At 56.2% G+C, this 18505-nt stretch carries 8 protein-coding genes; 2 read left to right on the top strand and 6 right to left on the bottom strand.

Going from position 1 to position 18505, the window contains the following annotated elements:
• The first annotated feature begins 309 nt into the window (after positions 1-309).
• Complete coding sequence (locus tag QQK83_RS05545; protein WP_284262434.1) at positions 310-6705, top strand: P-loop domain-containing protein; 6396 nt, start codon at positions 310-312, stop codon at positions 6703-6705.
• 22 nt (positions 6706-6727) lie between these two features.
• On the top strand, positions 6728-7273 hold the full coding sequence (locus QQK83_RS05550; protein ID WP_284262435.1) for a hypothetical protein: 546 nt from the start codon (positions 6728-6730) through the stop codon (positions 7271-7273).
• A 165-nt stretch (positions 7274-7438) separates the two neighbouring features.
• Here QQK83_RS05550 and QQK83_RS05555 read toward each other — a convergent pair whose 3' ends face one another.
• The 6 genes from QQK83_RS05555 to QQK83_RS05580 form a co-directional block, all read right to left on the bottom strand.
• Positions 7439-8527: a 5-methylcytosine restriction system specificity protein McrC gene (locus QQK83_RS05555; protein ID WP_284262436.1), complete on the bottom strand. Its 1089-nt coding sequence runs from the start codon at positions 8525-8527 to the stop codon at positions 7439-7441.
• Positions 8527-10335, bottom strand: coding sequence for an AAA family ATPase (locus QQK83_RS05560; protein WP_284262437.1), 1809 nt, complete (start codon positions 10333-10335; stop codon positions 8527-8529). Before QQK83_RS05560 ends, QQK83_RS05555 begins: the two co-directional genes overlap by 1 nt.
• Positions 10336-10420: 85 nt before the next feature.
• Positions 10421-11863: a type I restriction-modification system subunit M gene (locus QQK83_RS05565; RefSeq protein WP_284262438.1), complete on the bottom strand. Its 1443-nt coding sequence runs from the start codon at positions 11861-11863 to the stop codon at positions 10421-10423.
• Positions 11864-11873: 10 nt separating this feature from the next.
• Positions 11874-12206: a hypothetical protein gene (locus tag QQK83_RS05570; RefSeq protein ID WP_284262439.1), complete on the bottom strand. Its 333-nt coding sequence runs from the start codon at positions 12204-12206 to the stop codon at positions 11874-11876.
• On the bottom strand, positions 12203-13621 hold the full coding sequence (locus QQK83_RS05575; RefSeq protein ID WP_284262441.1) for a restriction endonuclease subunit S: 1419 nt from the start codon (positions 13619-13621) through the stop codon (positions 12203-12205). Before QQK83_RS05575 ends, QQK83_RS05570 begins: the two co-directional genes overlap by 4 nt.
• Complete coding sequence (locus QQK83_RS05580; RefSeq protein WP_284262443.1) at positions 13621-16530, bottom strand: type I restriction endonuclease subunit R; 2910 nt, start codon at positions 16528-16530, stop codon at positions 13621-13623. Before QQK83_RS05580 ends, QQK83_RS05575 begins: the two co-directional genes overlap by 1 nt.
• Positions 16531-18505 lie beyond the last annotated feature (1975 nt).

An 18505-nucleotide genomic window follows, 5' to 3' on the forward strand; every position in this document is an offset into this window, starting at 1 on the left:
ACTTTCCCCATAGGATTGTCCAACACCCCCGCGGCTTCCTCCTTGGGAGGTTTTCCAACGCGGGTCGTGGTCGCACATCAACGCCACCGTTACGCCGCGACCCGCATCAGAAAACCTTCACCATAGCCGACGTTCACGGGGCGAATTCGATGCTGCGTCGCGGCCCGTCATTGACGCCGTTCGCTGCAGCCGCAAAATCGCACGGAGAAGTAAAGACCGTGTCCAGGGACTTGTCTCTAGATGCTAACGGTGAGAGCCTCATAGAGGACACCTCAACAAGATCCACTTAGGAATTGGAAAGAAGAAGTATTGAGTAGACCTATAGATGTACTTGGCGCACCAGCATCAAACGCCGGAGATGAGTTTCATGAAGCCTGGGCGCTCGGAAACGCCCTGAAATTGCTGGACCCGACTACAGGTCTAACTGAGTTAACTGTTGAGGGTGTTAGGGACGCCGCAGAAACAAATGATAACGCCTATTGGGACGGCGTGGACTGCGCACTATACTTTGATGACACCGAAAATTCCGAAAACTCACGCGTTGAACTCGTTCAGCTAAAGTACTCGGTAACCGGTCAGAAAAAAAGTTGGACGCTGGCTCGTTTTTGCTCATCAACAAAGAAGACAGGCAATAACTCAGTGGCGCGGAGGCTTGCAGACGCATTCAAGGGCGCGGCCAAAGGGAAAAGTCCTCGTAAAGTGGAGGTATCGCTGAGCATCAAGCTCGTAACGAACCAGCCAATAGCAAAAGACCTGCTAAGTATTATAGCCAAGGCGGCAAATAGAACGTTGCAGGGAAACGATTACGACACGCTAAAACACGCTACGGGTCTCGGAAAAATCCAACTAGCCCAGTTTTGTAAGGTACTATCACTCGAAGGCGGAGAAAACGCCAGAGCAGAGCTCCGTGAACAGAACACAAAGGCAATCGCCGAACTCGTTTTGAACCCAGTCAAAGACATGGCTGACAATCTGCGGGTGCGCATTCAGGAGCTGCTTGGGCCGGAAGGGAACAGAGCAGTCAAGCGCGACACAGTGTTAAGCTGGTTCAACCTGGGAAGAGGCCAAGGATTGTTTCCTTGCGAACCAAAATTCGAGCCCCTTTCAGAAACGATTCCGCGATCCATTACGGAAACTCTCGCTGGTGCGGTTCAAAAGCACTCACTGGTAGTTCTGCATGGGAAAGGCGGCTGTGGGAAAACGACGACAGCTCGAAGTCTAGAAACCGCTTTGTTACCTGGCTCCCGAACCGTAGTCTACGACTGCTACGGCGCAGGCAGCTATCGTGACCCGTCTAGGCCAAGGCACAATTCGTGGCAGGGGTTCACGCAGTTATCCAATGAACTTGCAAGGTTAACCAATACGCCGCTGTTCTTTCCGTACAAAGAACGCGAAGATATGGCTCCGTCATTCCGCCAGAAGTTGGAAACGGCGTCTGAAATATTTGGTCGAGAGAATCCTGATTCACTGTTGGTGATTGTCATCGACGCTGCGGACAATATTGTAATCCACGCAGCTTCACATACTCCGCCAGAAAGGTGCTTTCTGGATCAGTTGGTTGCGTTCACAGACCTTCCCTCCAACATTCGCATTGTGGTCACGTGTCGCACCTCTAGGCTGCCCAGAATGAATCTGCCTGAGGGAACAGAAAAAGTCCTATGTCCCGAGTTTTCTCTAAGTGAAACAAAGGCAATAGTCGCGCTACATGGTTTGGAAGGAAGCGAGACAGAGATCAGCGATTTTCACGCGCTTTCGCGGTGTATTCCACGTGTTCAAACAAGTGCATTGGCCGGAGCAAGGTCTTTAGCAGATGCGATAGAATTCCTTCGCCCGAATGGAAAGTCACTCAACGAACTCTTTGATGCAAAGGTTAGCGAAGCATTCGACCGTAGTGGAGTCGACATACGGCGGAGCTATTGGTGCGCAGCGTTGGATGAACTCTTCGCTCCCATACCCATCGACGTGCTATCCCGAGTTTGTGAACTTAACAACGAGGTCACCGAAGACATTGTGAACGACCTTGCCCCGAACCTACGCGTAGGTGATCGGGGCGTTGAATTTTCCAACGAGGATTTCGAAGAGTACACTGAGCACACCGCTAAGGAGGCAACGGAAGCGGTTCGTTCGGTGATCGCTGAAGTTCTTGTGTCAGAACGGCTGAACTCGAGTTATGCGGCATCGCATCTGTTCGACGCACTTATCGCTTGCGGCAGAAAATCTGAGATGGGGAAATTTCTTGGGGAAAAGGACGGTACTGCCTCAATCTCAGATCCGATTGTGAGGAGAAGAGTAGATCTTTCACGCCTCCGAGCAGCACTCCACATTGCTTCAAATGATCAAGACGAAATATCAGTTGGAGAGACAATATTTGTTGGGGCCGAGGCGATGCGCACTTCTGGCAAGGTAGACGATCTAATATTGGCGAACTCTGATTTATCGGCTGCGTTTCTCGAAGAAACCATTGGCGCTCTCGTGCTCAATGACCCCGAGCAGCGCAGTAGGCAAGGCTCAGTTTTGTTCCACCTTGCAAGAGAAAAAGTCAGGCAGGGCAAACCCTTTGAAAGCCGCCTAAATCTGCAGGCCGCTGAAGAGTGGATGCGCCAGACCTTCAAAGATGAAAACCGACATCACGATTGGAGCACACAAAGGCGTGACGTAGTAGCAAGGCTTTTGACGTTCTTCGCGCTTCGAGGATGGTCGCTGGTCGAGCGGGATTGTGATCGATGGACGGACGCCGCTTACAGTGTAGCCCTACGCAAATGGGTGCTCGCGAAGATTGTGGTCCAATTCGGCCCGAGCGTGATCGCTGATGTCTTAGGGGGAATGGACCTCCGCTACCATTTTCTGGCAATCAATGCCCTGCGTCGAGCCGATGCTACGCCCTCACCCGAGCAGCTCGAAAATGCTCTCATCGGACTCTCCAAATTCGATTTTGAGATGATTGCGAAAGATGACGGATATGGTTCCGGACCGTCACTTACAGCAGAATTAAGAGATGAAATCCTACTATTTCTCGAGGGGTTAGTGCTCACGGGGGAAATTGCGAAGGAACGTCCGAAGTTAATCTTGGATAGACTTCGAGTTGATTGGCCGCCAAATTTCCAAGGTATTCATCTAACCTATCCTTACCGCATAGACTTTGCGCTTCGCACAGCCATTTTGACGTCGCATTCAAACAGTGAGGAGCCTGACCTCAAAGCTTTCTTGACTGAACCGGAAAGGCCCAAAGAAGAAGAGCAAACTGAGGACAGCGAGAGGGAGTTCAGAATCGCAAAAGAGCGTTATGATGAGGTCTGCGGACTGCTCCCGGTGTATGAAGCTTACGCATCTTTGCTAGGTGGCAGGAATAGTACAGCCACTAAGCATTTGGATCAGAAGATAACCAGCCTGGGTAGCGCAAGTAGCAGGAGTTATCACTTTTCATACGTAAAGAATATTCTGCGCCTCAGAGCGACCGATCTACTGCTTTCGTCTGGGTTGGACCGATCAACCAAAGTCACTTTCTTGAAGTCCTCGCTGGCCAAAGGCGAGGGCTTTTCTGACCATGATGCTGAGCTGTGTACGATAATTCTGCACGATCCCTCAATGAAAGCGGTAGTTGCCGAAATATTGGAGCAAAAGTCTGGGGAAGTTCGACGGCTTCACGTGAGGGCAACCGAAAAATCTGAGTATTTGCTTTCAATAGCGCGCGTTTTCATGGACTTCTCTAAAGACCATGCATCGGCGATCTTTTCGGACGCGCTGAAGACTGCAGAGGAGGTCGATCTCGAAGCATTAGACGTGTTACATGCTTTGTGCCGTGTCGTGAAACGGGAACGCCCAGATACATCAGAAACCAGAGAACTATTGTGCGCGTTTGCGAGCGTTGTACGGCACGCCGGTGAGTTGCTAGGTTCGGAAGATGGGTTTCCATTGGAAGAAGCTTTGGAGGCGATCTCTTTTTCAAACCCACCTGTCGGCGCGATGACAGCTTCTCGTTGGGGGGACGAGGGATTCACTAAACGCTGCGATGAAATGAAGCTCTTCCTAAGAGCTACACTCGACACAGGCTGGCTTAGCGGACCCGATGGATACACACTTGCTCAGATCTTGGGAGATGTCCCGCCATCGCTTGAAGACAGAATTCTGATTGGCTTAGGTGAGGCTTCTGACGATGTACGGGATGAGTTGTTAAGCCATCTCGTTGAGCGAAAGATTTTGGCAACGACACCCTACTCTGATGCCCACATTCCCGACAATCTTGAGAAGTTGTGTCGATCTGGGAAATCCGCAGCGGGAGCATGGTTCCGTCTTGAACGGATCAGGAATTTCAAGGCGAGGGCCCAAGCGCCTCAAAATCCTAATCGCGGAAAAAACAATACAATCCCACCCGAACCCACAAAGGCAAGTAATAAGGATAAAGGTAGAGCTAACTGGGCCTCCGTTGATCCGTTGTCCGCTGATAAAATCGTTGAAGCTCAAGAAGCAGACCGAAATGCAAAAGTCTTCGACTTCAAAGAACGTCTGCTTGAGTTGCGTGCGCGAGTTCAATTTTCAGATCGGACAAAGCACCTCAACACGCTGGCTCAATGCGCACGGACATCAAGATGGCCCGACACAGAGATAAAGGCGATCTTTGCGGCTTTGGACGATTGGCCGGGAAGAGCAACAAGCGATTGGTGCGCAAACGAACTTCCTAAGCTGACTGTGGACCTTGGCGGCAGAACGTTGGGATACAACTGGTATCATGGAGAACAGTTTACAGAGCTCCAGACGCGCTCCGGGCTGCCTGCGGCAGGCAGACGTAAAGTTGTCTTGGACTTGGTTGAACAGAATGCCGCAAAGCTGGGTGCAGCCAGTCTTCTGAAGCTTTTGGCCGAGTATGCGAATAATTTGGATCAGCGTACAGCGGACGAATTATTGGCTCGACTGATCGACCGTACTGAAGTACGCCTACACCTTGGCGACAGTGTACATGAACGGTACTCATTTGATCCGCAAGAACTGCCCTCAATAAAGAGTGAGGTCATCTCTGCTCTAATTTACAGGTATTTGGGCGACATTGATGCAAGAGTGCGCTGGCAGGCTTCTCACGCACTCTTGTGTGCCGTAAAGCTTGGCCTATCTGATTTGATAAAAGGCATCTTTGTCCATGCTATTGGGCCTTTCAATCACCACTACACCCTGCCAGATTGCCCCTTTCAAGAAATGAATGCTGACCAACAATTTTCACTGGTGTTAGCTCGAGCGTCATCGCAACACCCAAATATTATTGAGGAACACGAGGCTGATATACTCAAAGTCTGGGAAAAAAATCAGCCCCACATCCTGATCGGTCACTTCCTGGCGAGAGCTCTTAAACAGGCACGAAAATGCGGCGCGAACGTGGAAGTAGATGAAGTAGCCTTAGTATCAATGAATGGCTCGGCTTCTGAAAGAGCACCGAGATTGAAGGACCGCTATGCTCGTGATTTCGATAGCCACGCAGACCCAGGGTCGAGATTTAGTTTCGACAGCATGGACATCGTACCCTATTGGTACTCCCCTGCCTGCCGCATGTTCGTGGATCTATCATCGAGCGAGTTGATCCAAGTTGCCGAAGAATGGATCGTAGATCGCTGGGGTGGGCACAAAGAGACCAGCCGCTGGGTCAATGAACCCAGAAAAAGACGTATAAGAGATGAAGAATTTGGACTTCATTCGGCGGACCATGGCTCACGACCGACAATCCATCGACACTCGGTCTACTTACAATGGCACGGTTTACACATGGCGGTCGGAGAGCTACTTAAGACGCGCCCGTTGGTCGAGTACGACAACGATCATTACGACGCATTTGAAGGTTGGTTGGAACGCGACGACACGACCTACCCAACAGTCTGGATGTCTGATCTCCTCGGACCGTTGCCTCTCTCAAACGGATATTGGCAACAACCTGAACCTGACCGGGAGGATTGGGTTGGTGAAATCGATACGGTTCATCCGCTGGAAGAAATAGTCGGAGAAGACGGCAGACTGGTTCTTGGTCAATATCGAGAGCACGCGATGTACGAGTATGGAGAGCAAGCAGCCCATAGCGAAGTTCGCAGTAAAGCTGCATTCGTACCAAGCAAAACGGCACCTGCACTTTTGAGGGCCTACGCAGCCACAGCGGATTACTATGACATCTTCATTCCTGACCCCGACGATTTTGAAGAGAATGACGGGAAAGACAGCGATTTTAGCATCATCTCAGCTATCCAGCGGCCTTTGGCCGGTCGTGACCTCGGAGTTGATGAGGAAGACCCGCGCTGCTTCAAGGGGCGCGGTGTTCAAGCAGCCCCCTCAAGGACAGTCCTCGATGTTCTTCAAATACCGTCTGGTCCATCGTGGTCCTCATCTTGGGGCGTTGAGGAGAATGGGATTGCCGATTTGAGCTATAGCGCTTGGAGCACCACTCCGAACGACAGCGAAAGATCGATGCGACATCGATCTTATTCCTACGTCGACGGCTATAGGTTGAGCGTAACTGAACAGGCACTTCAAAAGTCCATGAATGCACTGGAATGTGATTTACTAGTTACAGTAAACCTAGAACGTTCGATTAGGAGCGAATATGGTAAAATCAGGAAAAAAAGCACCACCAACAAAAGGGTCGAAGTCATCCGGCTCGGTCGGGACGGAACGTACGAAACGCGATCAGGCCATAGAGGAACTTGGACGCAAGCTAATCAGCGATCTGGATGATCGGGACATAACCTCGAAATGGATGGCTGCTTATTTGTCTGAGCAGATGATCGCCTCTGATGAAGATGCAACACTCAAACAGGAAACTGCTGATCTGATTTTGAAGCTTTGGCGGGAACGACGCCACTACCCTGGCAGAGATCCAATGCAACGATATGAAAAAGCACTTTCTGCCATGGAGTTACAGCTATCCATCGGTAATCCAGTTTTCCAAATCCGGACACCGTTTGAACCGACGAATGGCGCCAATGAGGATAAACTCAGCTTGGCCAGAAAGCTGAAGCACCATTCTGCAAGTTTGGCCTCCATATTGGTTAAGGAAGTCGTGGCAGAACTAGATCTCGATCAAGACCAGCTTGCTGAGATTGCCAATATTGCCGATCCAGACGCAGAAACACGCTTTCTAAATGTCTTGAAGGTTGTGGTGTACGATACGGAAAAGGGAGACGATCAAAACGACCCGCACGGAGAAATTCGAGAGGCGATATCTGATCTTCGATATACTCTTGAAAGGCTTGAGGCAGCTCTTCTGCAAGAGGTCAAAAATGCGAAGCGAATAAAAAACTAATTTGATGCGCAATCTTGAGACATTGCCTTCCCATAGGATTGTTCATCCTTCTACGCTGTGCGGCACCGCTCTGAGTAAGTAGCGAACGGCAGCTTTGTAGGCAGCGTGCTGGGCCCTTAGCAACTGCCGCGAAGGTCCGCTTCCCGCCCTTCACGGCGCGACCACTCACGGAGGATCTCGTCGACCATTGGCACGCAAGTCTAATATCTGTTGTAACTGACCCTCAAACTGACCCGGGGCTCCGGATAGGTCGATCGTTTTGAAGCGCAAAACATGGCCTTGCAGCTCCATGAGCTCGTCCACGGCTCCACCCGTCTGTGGATGAAGGAGCATGCCTTCCGAGGTAAGGCTGTGCGGATCGTCAGCCCGTTCCTGTGTGCGCAGGTAGGCGTAGAGCTGATAGAGATAGCCGCTCTTGAGGATCTCACTGCGGTAGGTCGAACTGGAGAAGATCGCAGCGAATTTCGTGTCGATCACGATTCTTCGCCCCGTTGGGGGGTGCGAGAGCTGAATGTCTGTCTGCATCCCGGGCAGGATGGCGGCTAGACCGGGACTTTGGGCGGTCACTGGCCAAGACAAGCGGCGCCCCTGCGTCACCGTCCACCCGATCGGTTCCAATTCCAGTCGCAGCGCATTGCCGACCGCCTTTTCGAACAGTCGCCGGATCAATTGGTCCTGAGCTTCCGGCATGGAGCCGGTGGAGCGACCTGCTTCTTCCGAAGGAATGACCGTCTCGAAGACCATCCTGGCAAGGGCCACCATCAAGCGGTCGCTTGTTTCGTTTCTCCCAATCTGGTCGCTGGATATCTCGCCCCAAGACGGGCGCGCCCCGGCCACTCCCATGCGTGTGAAATCTCCGGCAAGCTCGCGGCAACGATGTGCGACGAGGTCATTGGCGACACGCGTAGCCAGCCGTTCCAGCGCGGCTCGGACCAAGCGATTTCTGGGGGTGTCCATGGTATGTTCTTCGAAGCGGCAGGCGACGAGGCCGCGATCCATCAACCGACGTGAATTGGTCTCCAGCATGTCGAGCCGCCCCCGGACCCGGGAAAGCGTAGCCCTGCTGGGTTGGTATCCGCGGGATAGGTTCCGCCGTAACCGCTCTTCGACGACCTTGCTGAGCAGACGCGCCACCAAATCGGGCAGGTCGCGCGCCATCTCAACTTCGCTGTCGAAGCGATCGCGGAACCGAACCAGATCAGCCGCATAGAGGAATAGAAGCCAGATGTTGCGGAGAGGGATCGTGGCCGCCATCAGAGCCCGCTGCGCAGGGCTACGATCGCGTCACGCGCACGATCGGGGGCATCGAACCAGTATTCAGCCAGCAAAGGACCGATCTCGGTGTCGATGACTTGTGAGAACCAACTGGTAGGATCAGCGATGTCATCACCCGATGGCGTTACATATGAGTGACCCACTCGGAACTGGGGTCCCAAGGCTCGGTCCTGAGCGATCGTGTCGTTCAGTGCCATCATGCGATCCCGGATCAGGGCGATCACGTCTTCTGACAGGCCGTGGTTGCGACACCAATCCGCCCAGGCACCATTGAGCGTCGGCTCTAACGAGACGAAGGCGAAGCGGCGACGCAAGGCCAGATCGACGAGCGCGAGGGACCGGTCGGCGATGTTCATCGTGCCGATGATGTGCAGGTTTTCCGGCACATGCACCTTTTCTCCAGGCACCTTGCGATAGGCGAGTTCTATCGCGTCGGCCCTGCTGCGCTTGGTATGCTCCAGCAGCGTCAGCATTTCGCCGAACACCTGCGCGGGGTTGCCGCGATTGATTTCCTCGATGATCAGCACGTGCGGCAGGTCGGGCTGAGCACGCGCTGCTTCGACCACCTGCAAGAAGATCCCGTCGGTGAGGGCCAGACCAGCACCTGAGGGACGATACCCTCGCACGAAGTCTTCATATGACAGCGAAGGATGAAACTGCACGGAACGCAATTGGTCTGGCAGTGGAGTCTCCCGTCCGATCAGCGCGCGGGCGATGCGCTTTGCGAGCCAAGTCTTTCCTGTGCCGGGCGGCCCCTGCAAGATCAGGTTCTTCTTTTCAGACAAAAGCCGGATCAGGCGCATAAGTTCCGCTCGGTCGAGAAATCCACCCTCCTCGATGATGTCGTCGACACTATATGTTGCGACAGCGAGGATTTCTTCGGCTTCCCCTTCTGCCTCATCCTCTGCTTCCGCTTCGCTGAGCGGATCCACCTCGGGAGCAAAGCGCTCGGCCCAGTAAGGTTGCCGCAGGAAATGTGCGTAGTCCTGATCCGCCCCTTCGAAAGTGAAGGCGATAAGCTTCCGGGCCATGTCATCATCTTCGACCCGGGCACGTGCGACCGTCGTTCGGTAGGTGTAGAAATACCATTCCCGCGGAGGGTCGAGCACCTGCCAATCGACATTGACGCTCTGCTTGTCCCCATGGTTCGACGTGATGGTTCCGATCGCCTTAATCCGCATGGCACTGGCGGCGCGGCCGTAGTTCTCGAATGGAACATCGTGCTTGCGCGTAAACGAAGCCTTGATCGCTATCCGATCCCCAAGCTTCATCTGTTTGACGAGGTTTGAGAATTTCTCGTCGTAACCGTTCTGCCAGATGCCGTCGCGCAAGAACCGATCCGTCTGATCACCCGTGCTCCACACTGAGCCCACGAACCAGTAGTTCACGCCTTCTGGAACGAGTTCATCGACAGGGGCTGCTTGTTCGTCTTCATCCCCCACGAAATTGGCATACGCGTTTCGAAAAATCTCGATCGCGGCCTCGGGTGTCGGCTCTGCCAGCCTGCCGGCTTCCGTCAATCCCCAGACACCACGCTTCGGAGCATATAGCATGCCAGCTTTTGAAAGGTAGAAACGGGCGAAATGAACCCTGTTTTCGAACTTGGAGCCACCGTTCTTGTTGGTCAGCGACAAAAACTCGTCCGGGATCTCGTATCGGCGGATCAGCTCATCGAATACCTGCCGCGGACGCGCAGTGCCTCCCAGATCGCGCATGATCTGTAGCATCGGCCCGAAGTAGCTGACGAACTGCGGAACCCCATCGATCTTTTGGTCGTGTAAACCCATTCAGCTATCCATCTGCTTTTTGTGGCCTTTCCCGCGCACCGAAACGCGGTTGTTCTTTCCGGGGCAGTCAGATCTCCGCGGCGGATTATTCCGGGGCTCCGGCCAGTTCACTGGCGACGCTGCGGAACTGTTCGAGAGCGGCTTCGAGGTTGTCCATGATCTCCGATGCCAGAACATCAGGGGCGGGCAGGCTGTCGATGTCCTCTAAGCTGTCATCCTTGAGCCAGAAGATATCGAGGTTCAGCTTGTCCCGCGCGACAAGTTCCTCGTAGGTAAAGCACCGGAACCGCTCGGTTTCCTTCCGCTCCCGATAGCAGGTGACGAAGTCGTCGAAATCGGCGCGGGTCAGGCGCTTGGTTTTCAAAGTCTTGTGGACATTCGTCCGGTAGTCATAGACCCACAGCGCCTTGGTCTGCACCTCGCGCGACGCTGGACGTTTGTCGAAGAACAGGACGTTCGCCTTCACGCCGGGGCTATACCAGATGCCGGTCGGCAGCCGCAGGAGGGTGTGAAAGTTGAACCCCTCCAACAGCCGTTTACGGATGCCTTCACCGGCCCGACCAGCCTCGAACAGCACGTTGTCGGGCAGCACCACGCCCGCCCGCCCATTCGCCTCGAGAATGGTCATGATGTGCTGGAGGAAGTTGAACTGCTTGTTCGAGGTGGTGAACTTGAAATCCTCGCGCTCGTAATTCTCCCGCTCGGTCGAGACGGAGCCATCCTCGCCCACGACCTTGTAGCTCGACTTCTTGCCGAAGGGCGGGTTGGTCAGCACGATCTTGAAACGGTCCCCACCATCGCTGGCAAGAGCATCGCTTTGCACCACGGGACTGCCGCCGTTGCCGATGCCGTGCAGATAGAGGTTCATGGCGCAAAGTCGGACGACCTCGTCCACGATATCGACGCCGGTGAAGGCCGTGTGACGCAGGGCGCGCAGCTTTTCGCGGTCTTGCGTCTGGGTCTTCATGTGGTCGTAAGCGGCAAGGAGGAAGCCGCCCGTCCCGCAGGCGGGGTCGCAGACGGTTTCGCCGATCTTGGGGTCGATGCATTCGACCATGGCCTCGATCACCGGGCGGGGGGTGAAGTATTGTCCAGCCCCGGATTTCACCTCCGAGGCGTTCCGCTCCAACAGGCCCTCGTAAATCTCGCCCTTCACGTCGACCTGAAGGCCAATCCACGGGCCCTCCTTGTCGATCAGGCTGACCACGCGCTTGAGCTTGGCCGGGTCCGACAGCTTGTTTTGCGCCTTGCGGAAGATCGTCCCGATCAGCCCGTCCTCGCGCGCCAGCGCCTCGAGCGTGTGGCGGTATTGGAGTTCCAGCGCGTCGCCATCCTTGTTGGCAAGCTGCGCCCAGCTCCATTTCGGGGGGATGGCCGAGGTTTCGCCCAACAGTTCCTCGCGCTCCTGGTCCATCTTGAGGAAGAGGAGGTAGGTGATCTGCTCTATGTAATCGCCATAGGACACGCCCTGGTCCCGCAGGACATGGGCATAGTTCCAGACCTTGGAGACAAGCTGTTCGTTGGTCATACCCACTCCTTCAGGAAAACGCTTCTTCTGTCGCGACCAACAGATTGGCCGCCGCCGTGTCCCGATCATCGGAGCGCAGCCAATCTAGTATGTCCTCTTCGCTTCCGAACAGAACCTCGCGCGCCTTGATTGCGCCCAGGCGGTATTCGAGGGCCATGATGGATTCTTGACGCAGGGAATTGCCGCAGACCCATGCGCCATAGAGCGTCAGAGAAATGACGTGGGAGTGCGAGAATAGGTTCTCGTCGATCTCCATCCCCGCCATCAGCCGTTCGGCGATCTGTTCGCTCTCAAGCTTGGCGAGAGTGGTCTCTTCCTTGAAGCGTTCGATTGCGGTTTTCATGTGGCTTTGGCTCTTCCACGCTTTGCCGTGGGGCTTTTCTGTGCCGCAATCCGCGCGAGTAGGGCAGCGGCGGGTTCGTCGGTGGGGTCCTGGGGGACGAGGCGGCCTGCGAAAGCATCCTTCAGGATGGACTGGCGCAGGGCAGCGGAGCGGGCGAGTTCGGTTTGGCAGACTTGTTCCGCAAACCTTATGTTTGAGAATGCTTCGTCAATTCGATTCTTGATCTCTGCCTGTTCTGCGCTCGGAGGAAGTGGCACCGCAACGGCGTTCAGGATTTCCAGATTGATATTCTTTTGGGCGGTGGCAGGCGCATATCTGTCGAGATTTTCCTTCGCAGTCCTAATGAAGCATTCGACATACTCGCCGCTCACTTCAGGATGCGGAACCAAGCCCACAACGCTATCTGGAAAGCACGCGTCGATTTCTAGAATTCCAGACTCAGCAATGTTTGCGGCAATTGTTATACAGATAGTTCCCTTGGGCCAAATCTTTGACTGGGCGAGACCGAAGTCGTTATAGAGCGCATCATATTCCGAGATTCGCCCAGCGCTATTCCTAACCCTTCCTGTCTGAAGGAACGGATATTTCCCGTCGCTATAAAGTCGCTTGTCGTTTCGGGGGCGGTGCTTCGACTTTCCTCGCCCGAATTCACCAAGCATGGGTAAGGTCGCCCAAACCCAGCCCTCCGGTAGTTCCGGCAGGTCGGTGGTGTCGGGGGCGGTGGGCTCCTTGTATTTGCCCCTGCCGTCCCAGGTTTCGCGGCGGGTTTGCAGGATGCGGGCGAGCAGGTCGCGGCCATGTTCGAGGCGGTGGGCGTTCTCGGCGCGCCAGTCGGCGGTGAGCTGGCCGGTGACGGCGGCCTTCAGGACGGACTGGCGATAGCGGGCGAGCAGTTTCTGCACGTCGCGCAGCGCCTCTTCGCCCTTGTCCAGCCGGGCGAACAGCGTCTCGATCTTCTCCACTATGCGGCGTTGTTCGTTGAGTGGCGGTAGCTTGAGGGGAATTCCCTTCATACTGGCCTGTGTCAATTTCAGGCGTGTAGTTCCCGAAACAAATCTGTGATAGTCGATCACGTTCAGTTGGTGGCTCAGAAAGCCGTTATCCAGCGACCCGTTTCCACGCAAAATATGCGCATGGTTATTGACCCAGTATCTCCCGGAGACTCGATAGGCTTTGGCCTTGTATGGATCAAAGAATGGTGCGCCATCCTCACCAAGAAGAACAGCATCTCCTTCGAATATGAAATCGTCAATTTCACCAACTTTTCCGGTTGCCCCGTAATATGGATACCGAATTTTGGCATTCGACAGCCGCTCATCCCGCTCCTTGTTGTTCACAGGGATGCGTTGGCTGTCGAGGATTTCAACGGCTTCACCAAGTTCCGCAAGACACCAATTCGAGGGCAAATCCTCCATTAAGCTACCAGCGCCCCCTGCAATTCTTCAAGCATATCGTTCAGCCCCGGACCCAATACCTTGCGCGCCTGCAATATCCCACCCTTGTCGGCGAGGCTTGGCACTTCCATGAAGTCGCGCGGCGCGATCTCGGCATTGGCAGCGATGAAGGATGCGATGGCGCGCAGCCAATCCTCCTGCTCCTGGGTATAGTCGCGGCCCGCCTTCTTCTCGCGCCCCATCCAAAGGTTGAACCGCTGTTCGACGATGGTGGCAAAGGGCTCCAGCACCTCGGTCTGACCCAGGGCGAACCGGACAAGGCTGACCACCTCGGTCAGTTGTTCGTCAACCGGCGCCCCGCGCACACGGGCGGCATCAAGCCGTTTGTAAGCCTGCCAGACGGTCGCGGTGTTCAAATAGGGCGGGCGTTCGCCCATCACCGTCACCAGTTCGCGGATGGCTGCATAGGTCAGCCGCTGTGCGCCATAGGGCTGGTTGTAGAGGATTTGCAGCGCGGTCAGCTCGTCGCGGTTGTCGTCGATGAAGGCGCGGAAGCCGGTGATGGTTTCCTCGGCCCGCTTCATGTCGAAGCCCGCGCCGGTAACCTCATCGGTGGTGATCTCGTCGATCACGATGTCCGTCTTTTGCTTGATGTCCTCGAGCAGATTTCGGGCGGCAGGATTGTCGAAGGGACGGCAGGCGGTGTCGGTCAGCTCCTCGATCACGGCGCGTTCTTGCTCGGGCGTGGGGGCGGGGCCGTGACGTTCGCGGGTGGCCGTCTGTTGCTTGTCGATGTCGATGGCGTCGAGCAGGGCGTTTGCCAGATCGCGCGGCGTCTTGCCGCCCGTGACCTCGGCAATGCGGGCACGGTCCTCATCCCCCAGCTTGCGGTCCAGAATGGCCAGGCGCGCGGCAAGCGACGACAGCGCATCCTCATCCCGCCTGCCCATGGCGATCTGTTCGATCAGGGCGTCGAAGCTGAGGGATTTCTTGCGCTCCAGCGGTTGGGAGGCGTTCTTTTTCGTCTCGGACACGCCGACAGCGTCGATCAGAATGAAGCGGGTCTTGGTCTTGGCGTCAGGCGTGACGGCTTGCAGGTCGGCATCGGGGATGGTGCGGACGCCGCGCCCCTTCATCTGCTCGTAATAGCCTTCGGATTTCACGTCCCGCATGAAGATCAACACCTCGACCGGCTTGATGTCGGTGCCCGTGGCGATCATGTCGACGGTCACTGCGACGCGGGGGAAGGGGTCGACCCGAAAGGCCTTGATCATCGATTTCGGGTCTTCGCCGGTGTTTCGGTAGGTGATCTTCTTGGCGAAGTCATTGCCCTCGCCAAAGACCTCGCGGACGGCATGGACGATCTCCTCAGCGTGGTTGTCGTCCTTGGCGAAGATCAGGGTCTTGGGCAGCCAGTCGCCGGTGCGGTCTGGGAATAGCTCGGTGAAGACCCGGTCCTTGTAGGTCTGCAGGACGGTCCTGATCTGGTTGGGGTTCACGACGGAGCGGTCGAGCTCCTTGGCTGTGTATTCCAGATCGGCGTCGAGCTGTTCATAGCGGACCTTGCGGGTGCGCTTGTCGCGCACGGGCACCTGAAAGCCGGTCTCGTCGGTTTCGACCTTGCCGCCCTGTTCGGTGACGCGGGTGCGGATGCGGTAGATTTCATAACCGACGTTCACGCCATCGGCCACGGAGCGTTCATAGGGGTATTCCGCGACGAGGTTCTGGTTGAAGAAGCCCAGCGTATGCTTGGAGGGCGTGGCCGTCAGCCCGATGATCGAGGCGTCGAAATACTCCAGCACCTGCCTCCACAGGCCGTAGATGGAGCGGTGGCATTCGTCGGTGACCACGAAGTCGAAGGTCTCGATGGGGATGTCGGGATTGTAGGCGAGCGGCAAAGGCTCGCCGTCCTCGCCCTGCCAGGTCTCGAAGCCGGATGCCTCCTCCTCTTCCTCAGGCAGTTCCTGCCCTCGGAGCATGCTGTAGAGACGCTGGATCGTGGTGATCACGACCTTCGCGTCGGGGTCGATCCGGTGGGAGTTTAGGTGCTGGACGATGTATGTGTCCGTGAAGCGATTGGCGGCACCATGGGGGAGGAAGTTCTGAAACTCCTTCAGGGTCTGATCGCCGAGGTTGTTGCGGTCCACCAGAAAGAGGATGCGCTTGGCCCCGCCATGCTTGATCAGGCGGTAGGCGAAGGAACAGGCTGTGAAGGTTTTTCCCGCCCCCGTCGCCAGTTGGATCAAGGCGCGCGGGCGGTCGTTGGCGAAGGATTCCTCAAGGCCGGTGATGGCCTCGACCTGGCAGTCCCTGAGGCCTTTTGTGTCCAGAGGTGGAAGGGCCTGAAGACGGGCTCTGAGCGATGCGGTGTCCTTCAGCGAGGCGTGAAGCGTCTCGGGCCGGTGGAAGGCAAAGAGGCGACGCGAGCGGGGCTTGGGGTCAGCCATGTCGCGGAAAAAGGTCTCATCCCCCGTGCTTTCGTAATCGAACCGCAGGGTGTCTTGCCACCGGGCAAGGTGGTCAGGCAGTTTTGCCATGTATTTTTCGGACTGCTCCGCGACCCCGCTGAGGGTGACCCCGGTCTTCTTGGCCTCGACGACCCCGGCGGCTTTGCCATCGACGAACAGGAGGTAGTCGCAGGGGCCAGCGGGCAGGGAAAACTCCCGCACCGCTACACCAAGGGCGGCATTCTTGTTGAACTGGTCGCGGTCTTGCAGGACCCAGCCCGCTGCCGAAAGCAGCGCGTCGATCTTAGTGCGGGCGATCTGTTCGGGGCCAAGCATATCTTTTTCCGGCAAAAATATGTCGTAGCGTATCAGGCTCCCAATCTGTGGCAACACATGTGCTGACGATTGACCTTGGAGCCGAGCCAGGGGGTTCGAGGCAACCCTAGCATGAGAGGCGCCGGCCTTGAGCCGTGTTGCACTCACATCAGTTTATCCTCGAAGCTATGCAACGAGCCGGACGAGGTGCTCGGGATCAACTGTGTTGCGACCGCCGGTAAAATGACCAGCGTAAGTCTGGCACCCTCACGCCGTATGCCGCCCGTGACGGTGCTGTCTGAACCTGTCCGGTTCCATCTAGATCCTCAGAAGTCTATCGCCCCACGGGATTGGTGGCCGATCGGTCCCGCCGCGCTCTGGGTTTCGAAAATCATTTGCGAAAATATAATTAAAACATATAGTTAGTATTTTTCTGGGCTTCTCTGGGTTCGCGAGTTCTGCTATGGTCTCTGGAAGCAGAAGGGCTGAGGCCGAGCACGATGAACATCTATTCCCTGTTCCGCGGACACCTGTTTCGGGCGTCGTTGCACAACGCCAGGGGTGCCTTCGTCTTCGCCTGTTTGCCATTGCTTGGGGTGCGCCGCATGGTCCCGGATTGCATGAAGCTGGCGCCGTGCCGCGACGGGGGTGAGCGGGAAAGTTCCTCCCGGCATCCCCGTTTCTCCCTCTCGTTGGCCCCCCGGCAGCAAGACACCTCGCACCCCCCCGGTAAAACCCCCACGAGGATCTGCTGATGGCGCGCCCCCGGAAGCCAGAACACGAGAAGCGTAAGCCTTGGGACATCCTGCATGTGACGCAGGCGGATCGTGAGAGTATTCGCGCAAGTGCGGACGCGGCGGGGCTCACGGTCAGCCAATACCTGCTTTCGTTGCACTATCAGACGCCGCGCCGTTCTTCGGTGCGAGGGGCCGATAGCATTGTGGCTCTCGCGCGCGCAGAGTGTCATCTTGCAGACATCGCGAAGTCCGCGCGGGAGGGTCTGTCGGCGTCGAAGGCAATCGAGATCTTGGCGTGTCTCGTTTCGAATGAGCGAGCGTTTCGAGATGCAGTTCTGAAATCGAAATCCGTCGGCGACTCCGGATCGGAGGTTGACGGGCCATGTTGATCACCTTCTCTGAGCATCGCGACGACCCCGCGGGTCCGTCATCGCAAGATGCAGTTGAATATCCATCTGCAGAGTGGGTTCCTAAGCCTAGCGCCGAAGGCCGTGTTCTCATTAGGCGTGTGCCGGCTCCAGAGATCCTGGTAGGCGACCCGGCGATGGCTCGGGCAGCGATCCGTGCGGCGCCGGGGGTGGCAAAATACCGTTCAGGGGTCATGAGCTTCTCGCGGGAGGATGTCGACGTTCGTCTCTTCAACGTTGGGGACGCAGCGGAGCGCTCCGCTGTCGACGTGGCCCTGCGCCTTTTTCTCGAGGTCGGCTTTGCAGGTGTGCCACCAGAGTGTCGGCCGCCAGTGTTCATTTCCAGCCATACTCACACCGGCCGCTTCGAACTTAATCTCCTGGTCCCGCGGTGGGTGACGAGATCCGACGGCAAGGTGCGCAGCTTCAACATCGATCCCCCCGGTGCGGCAAGTCGCGCGATATGGGCGGCTGTCGAAGACCTGTTGAATTCACGGTTCTGCTGGGCCGATCCTCGGGATCCGCGTCGGCAACAGCTCCTGCATGTGCCCGACTGGATGGCAAAAGAGCAGGCCACATCCAAGCGTGAAGGTATGATCGAAACGAGAAATCTTCGTCGTTTTCTGGCAGAACATCTGATGGAAGCTTACTACGATGGGCGCCTCTCCAACAGAGACGACGCGGTCGAATGCCTGCTTTCAGCAGGCCGCCACTATGGTCTGGTGCTTCACTCCTTGCAGCCTTCGAGCGTCACGATCGGCCTTCCCAACGCCCAACCTTCGGAACGCCTACGATTTCGTGGGCTGCTGTTTTCCAAAGAGTTTACGTCGATCGACTACTGCTGGCCGGGAGCGCCGGTTTTCGAAGCCAGGCTAAAGGCTCGGGCTGAGGAGATCGCGACGTCCCCAGAGAGGCTGCAAGCTCTCTGGGAGCGGCGCGCAACATTCAATCGTAGCCGGTTCGGATTAGATGCATGGCCGATCGTCCCGTTCGCAGCAT

The sequence above is a fragment of the Roseicyclus amphidinii genome (assembly GCF_030163755.1).
Lineage (GTDB): Bacteria > Pseudomonadota > Alphaproteobacteria > Rhodobacterales > Rhodobacteraceae > Roseicyclus > Roseicyclus amphidinii.

Bases quoted from the DNA above. Each gene is read 5' to 3' on its own strand.
- QQK83_RS05570 (WP_284262439.1), bottom strand. From the start codon at position 12,206: ATGAAAACCGCAATCGAACGCTTCAAGGAAGAGACCACTCTCGCCAAG.
- QQK83_RS05565 (WP_284262438.1), bottom strand. From the start codon at position 11,863: ATGACCAACGAACAGCTTGTCTCCAAGGTCTGGAACTATGCCCATGTC.
- QQK83_RS05555 (WP_284262436.1), bottom strand. From the start codon at position 8,527: ATGGCGGCCACGATCCCTCTCCGCAACATCTGGCTTCTATTCCTCTAT.
- QQK83_RS05575 (WP_284262441.1), bottom strand. From the start codon at position 13,621: ATGGAGGATTTGCCCTCGAATTGGTGTCTTGCGGAACTTGGTGAAGCC.
- QQK83_RS05560 (WP_284262437.1), bottom strand. From the start codon at position 10,335: ATGGGTTTACACGACCAAAAGATCGATGGGGTTCCGCAGTTCGTCAGC.
- QQK83_RS05550 (WP_284262435.1), top strand. From the start codon at position 6,728: ATGGCTGCTTATTTGTCTGAGCAGATGATCGCCTCTGATGAAGATGCA.